Source organism: Acinetobacter vivianii (assembly GCF_014635885.1).
GTDB classification, from domain to species: domain Bacteria; phylum Pseudomonadota; class Gammaproteobacteria; order Pseudomonadales; family Moraxellaceae; genus Acinetobacter; species Acinetobacter vivianii.
In genome coordinates this window covers 85,220-102,934 of sequence record NZ_BMDR01000010.1, presented here as the reverse complement: position 1 = coordinate 102,934, position 17,715 = coordinate 85,220, and the positions used below count along the sequence as shown (strand labels likewise).

The following is a 17,715-nucleotide window of genomic DNA, read 5'->3' as shown; positions in this document are numbered from 1 at the left end:
TTCATCAACCAGCCAGTTAATCCCTTCACTGCGCATCAGACGAGTCAGAAAGTCATAGTCGCTTTCATTGGATTGCATGATAAATGGACGGACGTCATAGTCTTGGCTGAGTCCGCTTAAATCAAGCGTTAAGCTCGATGCAAATAAGGGGCTTTTTTGTTGCCATTCTTTAAAGACAATTTCCACCACATCACGCACGCTTTTATTCATAAACACGCGGCTGTTACGGCGTTGTTTCCACAGTGCAGTTGAGTCTTCGAGCGTGAGTTTATAGAGGGTTAAGCTACCGTCAGATTGGCCTTGTAAAGCTTGAGTAATAATCCCCGTGACACGGCTCAGTTGGCCCTGATCCGTGACCGTATCAATTGCGGCTTGGCTGCCAATAAATTGTTTGAGTGGAATGGCAGCATTGGTCGATAAACAGATCAGCTCTGCCTTAGAGCCAGCGTTTAATTCATGCTGACCATCAATACGTTGCAGGAAGACTTGGGAATTTAATTTTTGATTTGAAAACTGAATATGGATCGCACGTTTCTGTGCTGTGAGGCCTAAACTGTCCAAGGCTTGAAATATATTACTCAACATATTTTTTATAAAATATTTACTCAAATTTTCCGCATTTTATACAAAATAGACAAATTTGTCTATTTTGTATCATTATCGTTACTCTTGATTTATATGGCGTTTATAAATCCCTTCACTCATCAAAGCATAGATATTTTCCAGATCGTTACGTTGTGTCTCCGCTAATAAATGGCGCTGCATCTTTAATATATTCTGATCACCACGCATTGCAGGCCCTGTCTGCATTTGTTTAGGGTCATTCTGGGTTGCCTTATTCGCAGTTTCCATAATTAAAGGATATAGCAAACTAAAATCAACCTGCTCGGCATCTACAATTTGTTTTGCCATGTCATAGCAATAATTGCTGAAATTACAAGCAAATACAGCCGACAAATGTAAAGTTTGTCTTTGCTTAGAACTATATTGATAGACACGATGGCTTAAACTGTTTGCTAATTCTGTTAAAAAAGCTAAATCCTGCTGCTCGGCAGCCTCAACAAACAAAGGCGTTTCTGCCCAATTAACTTCCCTATCAAAACTAAAGGTTTGCAAGGGATAAAACACACCAGCTCGATAATGAGAATTTTGTAGAACAGATAAACTGGTGCTGCCTGAGGTATGCACAATCAAATTGTCTGGTAAATATGATGTAATCGATTCAATTACGCTGAAAATGGCCTGATCACTTACCGCAATAATCACCAAATCTACATGTGGATCAAGTTGATTAACCTGATTAATCGCTTGAGCATTTACTTGATCTGCAAGGGTCTCAGCATGCTGTAAGTCTCGGCTAAATACTTGCACAATCTGATGCTGCTGTTTTAAAGCTCGAGCTAAATGTGTCGCAACCCGCCCTGCACCAATCAATGTAATTTTCATAAACTTTATCTAAGCACGTGATTTGCTTAAGCATGCCAATAAAAAAAGGACGAATCAATTCGTCCTTTTCTACTTGTTTATTTAATTCACATTGCTGAAGTAGAATTTTCTTCTAGATAATATATTTTTTGTTTCAACTCACTAGCCCTTTGAACAGTTATTTTTGCTTCACAATTCAGTCTATATACTTCATTATTTTCCTCAATATTTGAGCTTTCAAGCTTACATTCCAGATCCCGCTTCTTTAACCACAATCTTTGTTCATCTAACAACTTTCCTCTAACATCTTTAGTTGTTGCATTCCAAACCAGATTTAAATTTTCATTTGCTTTATCTAAATTTGCTTGAGCCTCTGCAATTAAAACGGCCTGATACTCCTGAGCATCAGCCTTTTCTTGTTCGACTCTTTTGAATTCTTCCTGTTTTGCTAATTCCATTGCATTTTGTCTTGCATTCTTAAGTAGAGAATCAACTGCTATATCTCGAATAAATACTGATAAGGCATCACCATTCTCCAAGGCTACATACACTTTTTTCTGATCATCAGTAGGTTGTGCAGAATACTCTAGCTCTGTTCTTAGCTGATTTAATTCTAGAGACAAGTTTGAAAGAACCGCAGCCTGAGCAATGTTTGTTTCTCCATAAACATTCCTAGCAGCATCAGCATCTCTAATTACTTGATCTGGTAACTTTACTGTAAGGTTTGCTACACAATATTCCTTATTGCTATTAGGATCCGAATTATTTGTTCGAATATCATCAACATTAAAAGTAACCTGCTTTAGCACACCTCTGAGTTTTCCCATATCAATAACGATATTTTCATCAGTGACAAGTGCCTTCACTTTTTCAACTGACAAATTACTAATTTGTTTACTTAGACTTTCAACAACAAGCTGTTTTACGATCTCATCATTACATTTGATTGAGCTCCCAGAGAGCTCTTTCATCTTTTCACATCCAGACAAAAAAATAATACTGCATATGATGATAAATGGCTTATATTTCATTTTCCAATCTCAAGACTTATTTATATTAGTAATTTTCAGCTTCTGCAGCGGCATCTACAGCCTCTTGTGCTGCCGCATCTGCAGCTTCTTGTGCCTCATTATATGCACGCTCAGCTTGGCGCTGATAAACTCTAGCAGCCTCATTGTTTTTAATAATATTTTTTTCGATTTGCGGCTTTAAAAAAGCATAAACCAATATATCTGAAACTAATTTTTGTACATTTCCAGTATTTTCTACAACAGCTAAAACTTTATCCCCCTTATCAGTAGGTTGTAGAACATATTGCAAAATTAATTTTACTTTATTACTTTCATATTCAACATCTAATTTCGTTGCTTGTTTATCGATAGAATCCTCTTCTATTTTTTTACGTGCTTCATTAGATTTTTTAATAGTATCATCAGGAATTACCACTGTTAGATCTATAGCACATTTCGTTCTTGTGCTATTAGGATCAATAAAGTCCGTCCTACTATCCACTATATTGTATTGCACATTTTTCCCAGAGAGTTTTAACTTCGCAGGATCTAAATCCTTAATTACATTTCCCTCAATTAAACTCTTTAACTCTTTATCTAACCGTTTATCTAAATCATTTTTTAATACTGTCTGTACTAAGCTAATTGCGCTTGGGTCATCACAATCAACATGCTTAGAAATTGGATTCTTACACCCTATTAAACCAATAGATAATAAAGTTGTTACATATAAAGCTTTCTTATTAAGTATCACTATTTCACCCCTATATTTTATTTACAATATTACAAATAAAATATAACAAATGAATCAAAAAAAACAATGCATTAGATAAAATATTTTTAATATTAGTTCTTAACAAAATTTAAATTAAAAAAAGACCATTAAATTAATGGTCTTTTTTTAATAGCTTGATTTAAACTGTTCAGATTAGATTTTTTCCTTAATTTAAGGTGTGATGGAGAACTCAATACGACGGTTTTTAAAACGTCCTTCTTCCGTTGTATTATCTGCAACTGGATTATCTGCACCATGCCCAACTGCTGTTAGCTGGTCAGCAGCAACACCCTGACTCACCAAATAATCCACTACCGCTTGGGCACGTTTTTGCGATAACGTTTTATTACTGTTCGCGTTGCCTGTTGAGTCGGTATAACCCGCCACAGTCAATTTCGCATCTTTGGTATTTTTCATTAATGCCGCAGCTTTATCCAGAATAGCTTTGTTTTCATCTGGAATCTGGTTTGAACCTGTAGAGAAATTAATAATCTGTAGGTTTAATGCCTTGATCACATCATTAATATCAACCTGATTGGCATCAATATTTGCCAAAGCATCTTGTGCGGCATTTAAACTATGACTCACAGAATCAGCGGTAGTCATTGGTGCTTCAACCATCACTTCGGTATTGGGTACTAAAGCTTTAATTTTGCCAAGTAAATCGTTAAGTTGATTCGCATCTCCACCTTTCAAGGTGATCTTGTCACCAATCCAGTCCAGAGAAACATTCGGTACGCCTTTCAGTAGACCTAATACGCCAGCAAGGCCCGCCTGATCCATAAAGGTTCCAGCATGTTTTGTTGTAGTATCAACGGTACACTCCTGATTTGCAGAAAAAACCTCTTTGACTTTGGCCTGTATAGTCGCCAAAAATCCTTGATCCCCGACACCCACCTGACATTGGGCAAGATTGCCTGAACCATCGGTGCTTAGAGATAATGTCGCTGGTGCAGCATCTGCCGCAACCTCTGAGGCTGAATTTGTATCATGAGTTACAGGTGCAGTCGCCTGCTTGTTTTGACAAGACTTCCACAACCAAGCCACCAATAAACCGAGAATAATCAAGGCCACAATAGGTAGCCATGCACGAGATTTAGGTGCCGTCGCTGCCGAAGTATTGGCAAAGTTAGAAGTAGCAGCAGATGCGCTCGACACCAACCCGAGTGGTGCCAATAGACCAACTGCCCATGCTGGCAATAAAGAACGGATCGAATCCATATGTTGTTTTAAATAGTTCACAATACTTTGCGTATCATTGCCAGCTTCACTGGTTAAAGCAGCCAGACTTTTTGGAATCGCTTGAGTTAACGTTTGTTCTGTTTCAGCACTGGAAAGTTGCCCGCTGCTTAAATTGGTCAGAAGCGCATTTTTGACTTGGTCGTTATGCCCTAATAAATCTGATAGTGAGGGCGAAATAGAATCTTTTAATTTCTGAATGAGTTCAGGTTTTGCCGCTAAAATAGAAAGTAAAATGGGATAGAACCTAGATAAAAGAGCACTTTTTTCATTCACTAGACCATCTTGATCACTCACGATCATCGAAGTCACTTTCTGCTTTAACAGTTCCATTGGGTTTATTGACATTGTTATTCACTCCAACACATTAAATTTATAATATTCAGAACACTCAAGAAAAAAGCGAAGCTCAAGTGAACTGCTGCTTTTTCATTCTAATCTTTTGTATTTTTTTTATTCATTTTTATATAATTTAAATACAATACTTACATCACAATTTACAAAGAAAAATAAGAAATGCGCATCTTTTTTAACAATTGGTACAATATTATTAAATCTAAAAGTTCCCTTCTATTCTTCAAAATCATCTATCTTTATATTTAAAATCATGGATTTATAAAAATAAAAAATTCACTCTAGACTATACATTCAAACCAGAAAGCATCATTTACTTAAATGATATAAAAAAATCAGGGAAAAGCCAAAAAGCACTGTAAAAAGTGGAAAAATCTTGTTCTGCTTTTTTGTAGGAGGCACGATAGGAATAGCTGGAATAACGTCTAGTAACTGCTCTTTAATATAGGTTTCATTTAATTGTGTCAAAACTTCGGTTGTCCAGCTCGGCAATAAAGAATAAATCGATGCTTTATGATCTCTTAAATAATAAATGATCGCCATCGCATCATTGCCCACTTCATTGGATAAAACCGCCAGACTTTTAGGAATAGCCCGATTTAAGGTAATTTCCACCTCAGCTACGGACACCTTTCCTGCGGCCAGTCTCAACAACAATGCATTCTTAACACGCTCATTTTCTTCCAGCAAATCAAAAATAGAAGGCGTAAGTTTTTCTCTTAACTTATCGACCAGCTCTGGCTTTTCTAGAAAACGATAAAGTAAGATAGGATAAAATCTTGATAAGACATCATTTTTTTCATTCACCAAGCTGGTTTGATCATTTACAATCACAGATGAAACTTTCTGTTTAAGTAATTCCATAGGATGTATAGACATCGTATTAAGCTCCAATTATTAGAATGGCTTATTTCTCTTTTTTATAATTTTATGTAAGGCATATCTCATTTATATAATTACTTTAATCTATTTTTTCTTGTTTTTATCTATTCTGTAAAATTTAAATACAATATCTACATCACATTTTACAAAGCGGAATAAGACTTAGCTCCTATTCCGCTGCATAAACAAACTTTTGCTTTACGCGAAAGTGGTCACAACTTTACCTGTCAATTGCTGACCAATAAGTGGTGTATTCTTACCTTGTGAAAGAATGCTTTCTTTAGACACAGTCCATTGTAGTTCTGGATCAACCAATACCCAGCCTGCTTCCTGTATCCAGCGTTCTGTCATATTGGCAACTTGTGCTGGCGTCGAAGTGACTTTTGCCACCCATTCCAACGGCTCAAACAGTCCTTCCTGAATCAGTTGCACGCCTAGAGCGACATAAGTATCAAATGCAGTAATTCCCGGTTGAGTTTCCGCAAAAGGTGCCATTTTGGCTGAGCTGCTCAAAGGCTCATGATGAGTACAAATCGCGTCAATCACGCCTTCTTTTACGCCCTGACGTAATAATTCTTTATCCTGTTCCGAACGCAATGGCGGGCGCACATGTGCAAGTGAATTAAAGCCATCGGTCAATTGCTCGGTGAGATGTAACTGATGCATCGCGACATCTGCAGTCACAGGTAAGCCTTTGGCCTTTGCTGCACGGATCAAATCGACCGATGCGCCGCAAGACAATAAACCAAAATGTGCTTTCACACCGGTTGCTTCAATCATCAAAAGATATTTAGCAATCGCAACCGTTTCCGCAATTGCAGGAATCATCGGTAGGCCTTGGCGAGAAGCGATGAAGCCTTCATGCGCACAACCATCTTTGGCAATTTGCGGTTCTTCTGCATAGAACACGACGGTTAAACCCAAGCCTGCGGCATATTCAAGGGTACGGATCACCACATCATCATTTTCAAATGCAGCATTGGCATTTGAAACAGCAGTACAGCCCCCCTTCTTTAAACTTGCCATATTGGCAGGTTGCTTACCATTTAAACCTTGCGTTTGTGCGCCAATAATATGTAGATAAATTCCGCCATCCAGTTGAGCTTTTTCAATCAGACCGTGGATCAAGGCACCATTATCTTGCACGATTGGCTTTGAGTCTGGTGGCGTAATAACATGCAAAATACCATTGGCACGTGCAGCTTTTCCTTCCGACTTTAAGGTTCCATGCTGTTGCTGACCCGGCTCACGCATTCTTGCGCACAAGTCCACCATGGTTGGCATTAACCATTTGCCTTGACCATTGATGGTTTCATCCACCTGATCAACGGCATCAATACGCTTACCATTTTCGATATAAACCGTTTGCACCTGATCAGTCTGTTGAATTGGATCGAGCACACGGACATTTTCAATTTTTACAATACTCATGTGATCTATCCCTTACAGTGCAATCGCTTCAATTAAACCTTGTTCTTGTAACTGCCCTTGCATCGCAAGTGCCAGTACAGCCATACGAACCGCAATACCGTTGGTGACCTGTTTTAAAATCACAGACTGATCCCCATCTGCCACGCTCGAGTCAATTTCAACACCACGGTTCATTGGGCCAGGATGCATCACGATACAATCAGGTTTTGCCAGCGCCAGACGCTCTTTGTTTAAACCATACATTTTGTAGAATTCGGCCTGTGATGATAAGGCTGGTGAATCAATACGTTCATTTTGGATACGTAAGGCAATAATCACATCGCAATCTTTCACACCTTCATCCATTTTATTAAACAGACGAACATGCTCACCATATTCATTAAAACCCACTGGCAATAAAGTATTTGGTGCAATTACACGAATGTCTTTACAGCCCAATGTTTGCAACGCTGCTACATTCGAACGTGCTACACGTGAATGTTTGATGTCACCAATAATGGCGACTGTCAGCTCTTCAAATGGTTTCTTGGTCTCACGGCGAATGGTCAACATGTCCAGCATGGCCTGAGTTGGATGTGCGTGACGACCATCACCTGCATTGATAATCGCGACATTCGGACAGACATCTTTGGCAATGAAATGTGCTGCGCCCGATGAAGAATGACGTACCACGAAAATATCCGCCGCCATGGCTTCAAGATTCCACAATGTATCGCGTAGCGTCTCGCCTTTCGAGGTACTTGAACGTGCAATATCGATGTTCAAGACATTGGCAGACAAACGTTTTGCTGCTGCTTCAAAAGTGGTACGAGTACGGGTGGAGTTTTCAAAGAAGAGATTCATTACCGTCAGTCCTTCAAGTAACGGACGGTTGATCAAATTATTATTTTCATCTAAAAAGCTTTGCGCTGTATCTAAAATCTTGGTCAAGGTTTCTTTAGAAAGACCCTCAATTGTTAAAAAGTGTTTTAGATTTCCTTGTTGATTGAGCTGGATCTGACTCAAAGTATGCAATGCCGCCAAGTGCATAAGAGATTCCTAACACGTTAAGTTAACGCATTATACAGACTTTAGATTTGGTGCGTAGTTGAAGTTTTCAGCACTTAAGTAAAAAAAGGATGTAATTCCCCCCTTACATCCTTTTTATAATCTATAGCTTATGTGACTTATAACTTAACGTAATGCACCAATATAGTGATGATGAACCTGAGCCTGATAAATTTCTTCCTCGGTTACTTCTATTGAATAGGCATCTGAAGCGACTTCTTTTTGAAGATCTGACGTGTTCTCCTTTACTATCGAAACAGGCTCAGGATATAGCTCGACCAATTGACTCAAGCGTGCCACAAAGCGTTCTAATTCCGGATCTTGAGTATCGAGAGCAATGCCCAGCACATGTTTGGCATAATCCTTATTATTCACCAGATACATCACATCAATTACACGCCCACAAACACGTCTTAAACGGACATACATTTGAGTGGCAATCGTAAATGCCTCAGCATTGACCAAAACTTCGTTCTTCATCACATTCTCCCAGCCTTCAAATTTAAATGCTTAAATTTCATTCGCTTTAAGTAAAATTATTTGCCAATGAATGGAATACTAAAAGCAAAAGCTGTACCAATTATTCAAATCATGATTAAAACCGCCCGATCAATTTAAAAAAATCATGCTTAATCACGGCCTATCAATGAAAAAATTGCATCGAAACGATGATAAAGCTGACAATCACACAAATATGCACCGACAGAACAAACAAAAATCAGTTAAAATAGCCGATTGCTGAACTGCTTTTTTGGAAATGTGCATGAATTCTACACAACGTCTGACAAACTATTGGGTGACCTGTGCGGATGGACTTGAAACCTTATTACAACAAGAACTCGAACAGTTAGGGATTCAAGACATTCAACGCTTCGCTGGACGTTTGGTTTTTAAAGGCACACTCGAAAATGCATATCGCATTTGTATGTGGTCGCGTCTCGCCTCTCGCGTACTTTTACCGATTCATACACACGAACTAGAACATACACATGACGCCCGTGATGTCGCTGAAGAACTCTATGAAGGTGCGATCAGCTTTGACTGGTCTTTGATTTTTGCACCACAAAGTACCTTTGCGATTCGCTTGCACGTTGAACGTGAAATTAAGGTCAATACTCAATTCGCGACACTCCGTGTAAAAGATGGTGTAGTTGATTCCTTCATGGAAGCTGTGGGCAAACGCCCAAGTATTGATATCAAGCAACCAGAAATTACGCTCTATGTATTGGCGGGCAAAACTGAACATACCTATTGCCTAGATTTATCTGGTGATTCTTTACATAAACGCGGCTATCGCCGTTTTATGACCGATGCACCGATTAAAGAAAACTTGGCTGCAGCAATTTTACAAAAAGCACAACTTGCGCAATATCAGCCCGATATTATTCTTGATCCAATGTGTGGTTCAGGTACATTTATTATTGAATCACTTTTAATCCTGACTGATCGTGCGCCAGGTCTAGTTCGCCGTTTTGGTTTTAATGGCTGGCATGGGCATGACCATGAATTATGGATGTCTCTCAAAGCCGAAGCCGCTGAGCGTCATGAAAAAGCCTTACAGCAGCCATTACCACAATTCTATGCTTATGATGCAGATTGGGAAGCAGTAAAAGCGACACGCCAAAACATTATCGCTGCGGGTTTTGAAAAGTTACTTGATCAAATCCAGATTGAAGAACGTACTTTGGCAGACTGGGATGATTTCCATGCCGAAGGTAAAAAAGCCTTTATCGTCACCAACCCACCGTATGGTGAGCGTTTAGGTGATAAAGCATCGAATCGTTCTTTATATCTAGGCTTATCTGCCTTACTTCAAAAGAATTTCCCAAATCAGCGTGCAGCAATTATTGCGGCTCAAATTGAGCAGGCAGATGTACTGGCATTTAACGATCCACAAACCTTGCGTTTGATGAATGGTAAATTACCAATTTATACCCGTTTTGGTACGGTAAAACCTGCGACTGTCACTCAACCCTTCTTGGCGAATTGGCAACCACAACAATTCGAAGCGATTGAAGGTGCCGAAGACTTTACCAACCGTTTGCAAAAAAATATGCAAACTTTGAAAAAGTGGGCAGTGAAGGAAAATATCTATTGCTTACGCTTATACGATGCAGATTTACCAGACTTTAATATTGCAGTTGATTTGTACGGTGACAAATTGCATGTACAAGAATATGCACCACCAAAGAAAATTGACCCAGAAAAAGCAAAAAAACGTTTTAATCTTGGTCTTGCTGCAATCCGTGCAGTAACGGGTCTAAATCGTGATGCTATCTTTATTAAAACCCGTGCTCGTCAAGCAGGTACAAATCAGTACACCAAACAAAGTACTGCATCTAAACGCTTTATCGTACAAGAAGGCGATGCACGTATCTTGGTGAATCTGACCGATTATCTGGATACAGGTTTGTTCCTTGATCACCGCCAGATGCGTTTACGCATTGCCAAAGAAGCACGCGGCAAGCATTTCCTGAATCTATATAGCTATACGTCTACTGCCAGCTTGCATGCCGCTTTAGGTGGCGCAGCCAGTACCACCAGTGTCGATTTATCGAACACCTATTTAAGCTGGTCAAAAGAGAACTTTGTTCTGAATGGTTTAACAGTAGATCATGCAGATGAACAACATATGTTCTTCGCCAGTGACTGCTTTGAGTGGTTAAAAGAAGGTCATGAGCAATACGATCTCATCTTCATTGATCCACCAACCTTCTCTAACTCGAAGAAGTTCTACGGTACTTTTGACGTGCAACGTGACCACGTTTCATTGCTTAAACGTGCCATGAACCGCTTAACCAGCGATGGTACGCTCTACTTCTCAAATAACTATCGGGGTTTTGAGCTAGACGAAGAGATTGAAGCCATGTATCAGGTCGAAGAAATCACTTCTGAAACCATCGGACTGGATTTCAAACGTAATCAAAAAATCCATCGTGCCTGGAAAATTCAGCACCCAAGTATTTAAGTGTTTTGAATACTCACCGAAAGGTAATTTTGCTTTTTTTTACGTTCGGTGAGTCAAACTCATAAATCATAAAGCGATCAGGAGCCTCAGCATGGGGTTTTATGGTCGCTTTTCTTTTCTCACGAACATCCATCACCGTGGTTTTTTTCTGTTCTTCATAAGCCGAAAAACCTCCTTCGGCAAGCATACTGACACGAATTTCACGTAAATTCCGATCACTCAACACACGCTGTGAACGCCAGCGTTCCTCCGCAGGCTTTAATGCATCTTGTTGAGCTTTGATAATGATACTTGGCAAGGCATTATTCAATGCACCTGTTTGCAAAGACAAGGTTCCCTCAGGCAATGGCTGTGCAGCATGTCCGATAGAAGATAAAGCGGTCAACAACAAAATTACACACATATCTGTGCAATGATGTCTGTTATTTTGCATTTTAATTCATCCTGAATTTTTTTCTTATTTGTTTTGAAGCTATCAAGTTTTTATAGACGTGGCAATGTCATTGGTAATATTCCTGTAAAAATCTGACCAGATGCACCAACATAAAAAAAGATGGTGACTTTCATCACCATCTTTTTGGGTAAAACATTAAAACTTCCGCTTAGCTCAGTTTTAACTTATCAAATACCAGATGACCATTCTCACCTTTGATCAGGATATTGTCTCCAGGCTGGAACTCACCAGACAGGATTTTCTGAGCTAGACTATTTTCAACCTGTTGCTGAATCGCCCGTTTCAATGGACGCGCACCATATACAGGATCGAAACCAGCATCAATCAACAGATCAAAAGCAGTATCATCCACAGTTAAGCCCATATCACGTTCACTCAAACGTGTACGTAAACGATCTAACTGAATGTCTGCAATACCACGAATCTGTGCTTTTTGCAGAGAATGGAAAACGACCAGCTCATCAATACGGTTGATAAACTCTGGACGGAAATGCTGCGTTACCGCACTCATCACCACTGCCCGTACTTCATCATCGGTTGCACCTTCTCCAAGTTCACGCACATCTTGTGAACCTAGATTAGAGGTCATCACAATAACCGTGTTCTTAAAGTCAACCACACGGCCTTGTGAATCCGTTAAACGCCCATCATCCAATACTTGTAATAAGATATTGAATACATCTGGATGTGCTTTTTCCACCTCATCGAATAACACCACGCTATACGGCTTACGACGAACGGCTTCCGTTAAAACACCACCTTCCTCATAACCGACATAGCCTGGAGGCGCACCCACTAGACGGCTGACAGAATGTTTTTCCATGAATTCGGACATATCAATACGAATCATGGCATCGTCGCTATCAAACAAGAAGTTGGCCAATGCTTTGGTTAGCTCCGTTTTACCCACACCTGTCGGACCAAGGAACAAGAATGATCCACTTGGACGGTTCGGGTCAGATAAACCTGCACGTGAACGACGTACTGCATTGGAAACAGCAACCACGGCTTCATCTTGTCCCACCACACGATTATGTAAAAACTCTTCCATCTTCAGAAGTTTTTCACGCTCACCTTGCAGCATTTTGGTCACAGGAATACCTGTTGCCGCACTCACGACTTCAGCAATTTCATTTTCAGTGACTTTGGTACGAATCAGCTTCGGTTCTTCATTTTCCTCAGCAACTTCGGCCTGCTCCAGACGTTTTTGCAACTCTGGAATGACACCATATTGCAAGCGTGCAGCTTCAGCCAAATCACCTTCACGTTTGGCTTTTTCCAAAGCACTACGCGCCTGATCAAGTTCAACCTGTGCCTTTTTATCACCTTCAACCAGTGTTTTTTCAGCTTTCCAGATCTCTTCAAGATCGTTGTACTCTTTTTGCTTTTCAGCAATCTGTTGCTCAAGATGATTTACTTCGGCTTTACTACCCGCATCTTCATCTTTTTTCACCGCTTCCAATTGCATTTTCAACTGGATTAAACGGCGATCAAGTTTATCCAATGCTTCTGGCTTAGAATCAATTTCCATTTTAATCCGCGATGCAGCCTCATCAATCAGATCAATCGCCTTATCGGGTAACTGACGATCAGTAATATAACGATGAGACATCTTCGCCGCAGCAATAATGGCTGAGTCGAGAATTTGCACGCCGTGATGGGTTGCATATTTTTCTTTAAGACCACGTAGGATCGCAATGGTATCTTCTACACTCGGCTCATCGACCAACACTTTCTGGAAACGACGTTCAAGCGCAGCATCTTTCTCGATGTATTGACGGTACTCATCTAAAGTAGTCGCGCCCACACAACGGAGTTCTCCACGCGCCAAAGCAGGTTTTAGCATATTACCTGCATCCATCGCGCCATCACCCTTACCAGCACCAACAAGCGTATGCAGCTCGTCAATAAACAGGATGATCTCACCTTCGTGCTTCGCAAGATCTTTAAGGACTGCTTTTAAACGCTCCTCAAACTCACCACGATATTTTGCGCCCGCAAGCAATGAGCCCAAGTCAAGTGAAAGCACACGCTTGTTCTTTAAGCTCTCTGGGACTTCGCCATTGATAATACGTTGTGCCAAACCTTCAACAATCGCTGTTTTACCCACCCCAGGTTCACCAATCAACACGGGGTTGTTTTTAGTACGGCGCGATAACACCTGAATGGTACGGCGAATCTCATCATCACGACCAATCACGGGATCAAGTTTGCCCGCTAAGGCACGTTCAGTTAAATCAATGGTGTATTTATTAAGTGAGTCACGTTGATCTTCATGATTATTGCTCATGACTTTGTCATTTCCTCGAATATTTTCAATTACTTTACGTAAACTATCTGGCGTAACACCCACACCATTTAAAATGGTTTTGGTTTCGCCTGTTTCTGCCAGACCGAGTAACACCCAATCGGTTGATAAAAACTCATCACCTGCTTTCTGTGCATAACGGTCAGCTAAATTCAGCGCCTTTACCGCTTCAGGATTGAGATTGATATCACCCGTAGGATTTGCCAAGGTTGGTGCATTTTGCAATGCTTGTTCCAGTTTCTGCTTTAACTCTGGTAAACGTGCACCCGCTTGTTGCAGCAAACTCAAATTGGCTGGTTCTTCCAATAAGGTAGAAAGAATATGAATACCTGCAATCGAGGTATGGTCTTTACCCATTGCCAATGATTGTGCATCTGAGAGTGCTTGCTGTAAGCGGTTTGTAAATTTTTCAAATCGCATTCTTGTTATTCCTCACAACAAATTTCTAACTTATCACTTAGATGGGAACGCTTTTCTAAATTTCAAATAAAAATTTATATATTTTTCAATATTTTACAAAATATTATGTAGATAAAACTCAGTAATAATATGGGTGTATAAACAATCTATTTCAAGTATCTTTTGTATAATTTTTCTGTCTATTCGATTCTGAACAAAATCATTATTGTGATTTTTGACCGAACGATTTAGCTTAACACTTTAGTTGATTCAAAATGATGCTCATGTACTTAAAAAAAATTTTACTTGGCGCAGCTTGCCTACTTCCTCTTCATTCGGCATTTGCTCAACTTCCACAAGATTCTCGCCGCGCTGGTGGGATTGCAGTCATTCCCTTGACAGCAAACATCACTCAAGTCATTTATGAGCAAAAACCTGTACTCATTACACAAGAAGGCGCACAACGATATGCCGTGTTTGGTATTCCACTTTCTGCGCCATTAGGCAGTTTGAGCTTAACCACCAATGCTTCTCCGATTCAGATCGAAGTAACGCCATACCGTTATGCGGAACAACGTTTAAACGTCAAGAATCAGGATTATGTCAATCCTAATCAGGATCAACTCGACCGCTATGCACGTGAAGCAAAAGAGCAAAATGATATTTATAATTCATTTACTCAAAGTAACTGGAATCGCTTTCCCAATTTCATCCGCCCTACCGCAGGTAAATTTAGCAACTCTTTTGGCAGAAAACGCTTTTTTAATGGTGAAGAACGCGCACCACATTCTGGCCTCGACATTCCAGCCCCTGTAGGACAGAAAGTCGTTGCACCTGCGGATGGCGTTGTTGTAGGAACAGGCAATTATTTCTTTAATGGTAATACGGTACTGATTGATCATGGTCAGGGGCTGATCAGTATGTTCTGCCATCTCAGCAAAATTAATGTAGAGAAAGGCCAGCACATCCAGCAAGGTGAGATACTTGGTCTGGTCGGTAAAACAGGACGCGTAACAGGCCCACATTTACACTGGGGAATGAGCCTGAATAATGCTCGGGTAGATCCACAATTATTTTTAAAATAAACAGAGCAACAAATAAAAAAGTGATCGGTTCAAAAACAGATCACTTTTTAGCAAAACTTAATAGTTTAAGCTTTACGCAGCTTCAATAATTTCGAAGTCGTGGGTAATTTCGACACCACCATCAGACAGCATTTTGCTGGCTGAACAATATTTCTCAGCAGACAATTCGACTGCCTTTTCCACCTGTTTAGATTTCACAGCTTTGCCAGTCACAACGAAGTGCAAATGAATTTTGGTAAACACCGCTGGAATGCTATCTGCTCTTTCTGCTTTAAGCTGACATACGACATCGGTCACATCTTGACGAGATTTCTTTAAAATAGTCACAATATCAAACGAAGCACACCCACCAAGTCCCATTAAAATCAATTCCATAGGACGTGGACCACGGTTTTCACCCCCATATTCGGCAGAACCATCCATCACCACACTGTGGCCACTTTCTGATTTTGCTTCAAAAGCAACATTCTCTAACCAATGTACACTTGTTTGCATTGCAACTACCCGAAAAACGTTATAAATTTACTCTGTTCTTGTACACTAACATAAAATGAGTTGATAAGGAATTTCATCTCTTCTGTGTAGAAAAGGCTCTTTCAAGGGTCTGTGCGATCGGTTTTATCCAAATTCGGAAATTTTAAGCATGACTTCAAATTTTTCACAACTTAGCACTGATGCTTTATCACCAGGTCAACTACCTGAATCAGTTAAAGCGCTGCTAAAACGTGCTCATATTAATAGATATCCTAAACGCACCACGATTGTTGACGCTGGAACGGAATCAAAATCACTGTATTTAATATTAAAAGGTTCAGTGTCAATTATCTTACGTGAAGATGACGAACGTGAAATCGTAGTTGCCTACTTAAATCCAGGCGACTTCTTTGGCGAAATGGGGCTTTTTGAAAAGAACCCTCAACGTACCGCAGAAGTACGTACACGCGATGTCTGCGAAATCGCAGAAATCACTTACGACAATTTCCACGAGTTAAGTAAACAATATCCAGACTTAAGCTATGCTGTGTTTGCTCAACTGGTTCGCCGTCTTAAAAACACCACACGTAAAGTGACCGATCTGGCATTTATTGATGTGTCTGGTCGTATCGCGCGTTGTTTAATTGACTTATCTGCTCAACCAGAGGCAATGATTCTGCCAAATGGTCGTCAGATTCGTATTACCCGTCAAGAGATTGGTCGTATTGTCGGTTGTTCTCGTGAAATGGTTGGACGTGTCCTCAAGACACTTGAAGATCAAGGCATGATTCAAACTGACGGTAAAGCCATCTTAATCTTTGATGCTTCTTTGGAAGAAAATGCTTTCCCTGAAGATGAGTATGATGACGAAGATTAATTTGATCTAAGATCAGATTAATCGCTATAAAGCCAGTGCAATGTCACTGGCTTTTATGTTTTAAATCAAAAATTATAACGATTGCTGATTACATAATTACAATGATTATAGAGGTATTCAGAATGTTAACTGGTGTAAACATTTTTTATAATCCATCGTGATCATGACTATATTCATAAGATACTGATTTGGAGAGAATAAGTATGAAGAAATTAGCTTTAAGCCTTTGCGCTGTAACTGTGATGACAATTTCTGGCTGCGCATCGTTCGCAGATATGGCTGGTGCAGACAGCGCAACTTTAAACGCGCAATCAGCACAAAGTTTCTCAAAAATGACTCAGGAAGCGCGTGCTAAAAACCAGTTGGATAGCAGCTCAAGTACATATCAACGTATTAACACTGTTTTTAACCGCTTAAAGCCTTATGCGGATCAAATGAATCAGACAGGTCAACGTTTTGATTGGCAACTTGCGGTATTAAAATCTGATACGGTCAATGCGTATGTTGCACCAGGCGGTAAAGTGGTCTTCTATACAGGTATTGTTAATAAGCTCAACCTGACCAATGACGAAATTGCAGCGGTGATGGGCCATGAAATGACGCATGCCTTAGAAGAGCATGCAAAGAGCAAAATCGGTGCCCAAGCGTTAACCAACCTTGCAATTGGTATTGGTAAATCTTATGCAGGCAACAGCATTGGTGATCTAGGTGGCGCTGCAATTGATTTAGGCAGTCAGGTTGGTATCGGTCTACCTTACTCACGCAACCTTGAAAGCCGTGCCGATTATGGCGGTTTAATGTTGATGGCAAAAGCAGGCTATAACCCAAATGCAGCAATCAGCCTGTGGGAAAAAATGAATCGCTTAGATGGTGCTGGTGGCAGTTCATTCTTGTCAACTCACCCATCAAATACACAACGTATCAGCGATATGCGTAAAAACTTGCCAGCAGCGATGGCTGTTTATAATAAACGCCGCTAATCCATAG

Annotated in this window: 16 protein-coding genes; 4 read left to right on the top strand and 12 right to left on the bottom strand. The window is 40.1% G+C overall.

The features are described 5' to 3' along the window. The 9 genes from IEV36_RS16845 to IEV36_RS16805 all read right to left on the bottom strand — a co-directional run. Nucleotides 1-585: phage late control D family protein (locus IEV36_RS16845; protein ID WP_188393554.1), on the bottom strand; the 585-nt coding region annotated here is incomplete at its 3' end. A 78-nt stretch (nt 586-663) separates the two neighbouring features. Continuing rightward, the gene (locus tag IEV36_RS16840; RefSeq protein ID WP_005258085.1) at nt 664-1,446 is read right to left on the bottom strand and encodes a Rossmann-like and DUF2520 domain-containing protein; all 783 of its coding nucleotides are present in this window, start codon (nt 1,444-1,446) and stop codon (nt 664-666) included. Between the two features lie 86 nt (nt 1,447-1,532). Next, entirely contained in the window at nt 1,533-2,456 is a 924-nt protein-coding gene (locus IEV36_RS16835; protein ID WP_032863927.1) for a lysozyme inhibitor LprI family protein, read from the bottom strand. Nucleotides 2,457-2,481: 25 nt separating this feature from the next. Next, nucleotides 2,482-3,189: a hypothetical protein gene (locus tag IEV36_RS16830; protein WP_005258088.1), complete on the bottom strand. Its 708-nt coding sequence runs from the start codon at nt 3,187-3,189 to the stop codon at nt 2,482-2,484. A gap of 192 nt (nt 3,190-3,381) precedes the next feature. Then, the gene (locus IEV36_RS16825) at nt 3,382-4,797 is read right to left on the bottom strand and encodes an OmpA family protein (protein ID WP_005258091.1); all 1,416 of its coding nucleotides are present in this window, start codon (nt 4,795-4,797) and stop codon (nt 3,382-3,384) included. A gap of 315 nt (nt 4,798-5,112) precedes the next feature. After that, entirely contained in the window at nt 5,113-5,682 is a 570-nt protein-coding gene (locus IEV36_RS16820; RefSeq protein ID WP_005258092.1) for a hypothetical protein, read from the bottom strand. 201 nt (nt 5,683-5,883) lie between these two features. After that, on the bottom strand, nt 5,884-7,116 hold the full coding sequence (locus IEV36_RS16815) for a dihydroorotase (RefSeq protein WP_005258093.1): 1,233 nt from the start codon (nt 7,114-7,116) through the stop codon (nt 5,884-5,886). Nucleotides 7,117-7,128: 12 nt separating this feature from the next. Beyond that, on the bottom strand, nt 7,129-8,145 hold the full coding sequence (locus tag IEV36_RS16810; protein ID WP_004772716.1) for an aspartate carbamoyltransferase catalytic subunit: 1,017 nt from the start codon (nt 8,143-8,145) through the stop codon (nt 7,129-7,131). A gap of 144 nt (nt 8,146-8,289) precedes the next feature. Continuing rightward, on the bottom strand, nt 8,290-8,643 hold the full coding sequence (locus IEV36_RS16805) for a hypothetical protein (protein ID WP_005258094.1): 354 nt from the start codon (nt 8,641-8,643) through the stop codon (nt 8,290-8,292). Nucleotides 8,644-8,926: 283 nt separating this feature from the next. Between IEV36_RS16805 and rlmKL the strand changes: the two genes are divergently transcribed. After that, nucleotides 8,927-11,131: a bifunctional 23S rRNA (guanine(2069)-N(7))-methyltransferase RlmK/23S rRNA (guanine(2445)-N(2))-methyltransferase RlmL gene (rlmKL, locus tag IEV36_RS16800; RefSeq protein ID WP_005258095.1), complete on the top strand. Its 2,205-nt coding sequence runs from the start codon at nt 8,927-8,929 to the stop codon at nt 11,129-11,131. A 13-nt stretch (nt 11,132-11,144) separates the two neighbouring features. On the opposite strand, the gene IEV36_RS16795 is transcribed toward rlmKL, so the two are convergent. Beyond that, entirely contained in the window at nt 11,145-11,564 is a 420-nt protein-coding gene (locus tag IEV36_RS16795) for a hypothetical protein (protein ID WP_005258096.1), read from the bottom strand. Nucleotides 11,565-11,733: 169 nt separating this feature from the next. After that, nucleotides 11,734-14,313, bottom strand: coding sequence for an ATP-dependent chaperone ClpB (gene clpB, locus IEV36_RS16790; RefSeq protein ID WP_005258098.1), 2,580 nt, complete (start codon nt 14,311-14,313; stop codon nt 11,734-11,736). A 263-nt stretch (nt 14,314-14,576) separates the two neighbouring features. Here clpB and IEV36_RS16785 point away from each other — a divergent pair, with 263 nt between their 5' ends. Beyond that, nucleotides 14,577-15,377 (top strand): M23 family metallopeptidase, encoded by an 801-nt coding sequence (locus IEV36_RS16785; RefSeq protein WP_032863928.1) that lies wholly within the window; start codon nt 14,577-14,579, stop codon nt 15,375-15,377. Nucleotides 15,378-15,449: 72 nt separating this feature from the next. On the opposite strand, the gene IEV36_RS16780 is transcribed toward IEV36_RS16785, so the two are convergent. Continuing rightward, nucleotides 15,450-15,872, bottom strand: a complete 423-nt coding sequence (locus IEV36_RS16780; RefSeq protein WP_004772726.1) for an OsmC family protein — start codon at nt 15,870-15,872, stop codon at nt 15,450-15,452. Nucleotides 15,873-16,020: 148 nt separating this feature from the next. Between IEV36_RS16780 and crp the strand changes: the two genes are divergently transcribed. Then, nucleotides 16,021-16,728 (top strand): cAMP-activated global transcriptional regulator CRP, encoded by a 708-nt coding sequence (crp, locus tag IEV36_RS16775; protein WP_004772727.1) that lies wholly within the window; start codon nt 16,021-16,023, stop codon nt 16,726-16,728. Between the two features lie 203 nt (nt 16,729-16,931). Next, nucleotides 16,932-17,708, top strand: a complete 777-nt coding sequence (locus IEV36_RS16770) for a M48 family metallopeptidase (RefSeq protein WP_004772729.1) — start codon at nt 16,932-16,934, stop codon at nt 17,706-17,708. The last annotated feature ends 7 nt before the right edge of the window (nt 17,709-17,715 follow it).

Coding starts and splice junctions, on each gene's coding strand:
- IEV36_RS16815 (WP_005258093.1), bottom strand. CDS start 7,116: ATGAGTATTGTAAAAATTGAAAATGTCCGTGTGCTCGATCCAATTCAA.
- IEV36_RS16795 (WP_005258096.1), bottom strand. CDS start 11,564: ATGCAAAATAACAGACATCATTGCACAGATATGTGTGTAATTTTGTTG.
- IEV36_RS16825 (WP_005258091.1), bottom strand. CDS start 4,797: ATGTCAATAAACCCAATGGAACTGTTAAAGCAGAAAGTGACTTCGATG.
- IEV36_RS16785 (WP_032863928.1), top strand. CDS start 14,577: ATGTACTTAAAAAAAATTTTACTTGGCGCAGCTTGCCTACTTCCTCTT.
- IEV36_RS16770 (WP_004772729.1), top strand. CDS start 16,932: ATGAAGAAATTAGCTTTAAGCCTTTGCGCTGTAACTGTGATGACAATT.
- crp (WP_004772727.1), top strand. CDS start 16,021: ATGACTTCAAATTTTTCACAACTTAGCACTGATGCTTTATCACCAGGT.
- IEV36_RS16840 (WP_005258085.1), bottom strand. CDS start 1,446: ATGAAAATTACATTGATTGGTGCAGGGCGGGTTGCGACACATTTAGCT.
- rlmKL (WP_005258095.1), top strand. CDS start 8,927: ATGAATTCTACACAACGTCTGACAAACTATTGGGTGACCTGTGCGGAT.
- clpB (WP_005258098.1), bottom strand. CDS start 14,313: ATGCGATTTGAAAAATTTACAAACCGCTTACAGCAAGCACTCTCAGAT.
- IEV36_RS16780 (WP_004772726.1), bottom strand. CDS start 15,872: ATGCAAACAAGTGTACATTGGTTAGAGAATGTTGCTTTTGAAGCAAAA.
- IEV36_RS16835 (WP_032863927.1), bottom strand. CDS start 2,456: ATGAAATATAAGCCATTTATCATCATATGCAGTATTATTTTTTTGTCT.
- IEV36_RS16805 (WP_005258094.1), bottom strand. CDS start 8,643: ATGAAGAACGAAGTTTTGGTCAATGCTGAGGCATTTACGATTGCCACT.
- IEV36_RS16810 (WP_004772716.1), bottom strand. CDS start 8,145: ATGCACTTGGCGGCATTGCATACTTTGAGTCAGATCCAGCTCAATCAA.
- IEV36_RS16820 (WP_005258092.1), bottom strand. CDS start 5,682: ATGTCTATACATCCTATGGAATTACTTAAACAGAAAGTTTCATCTGTG.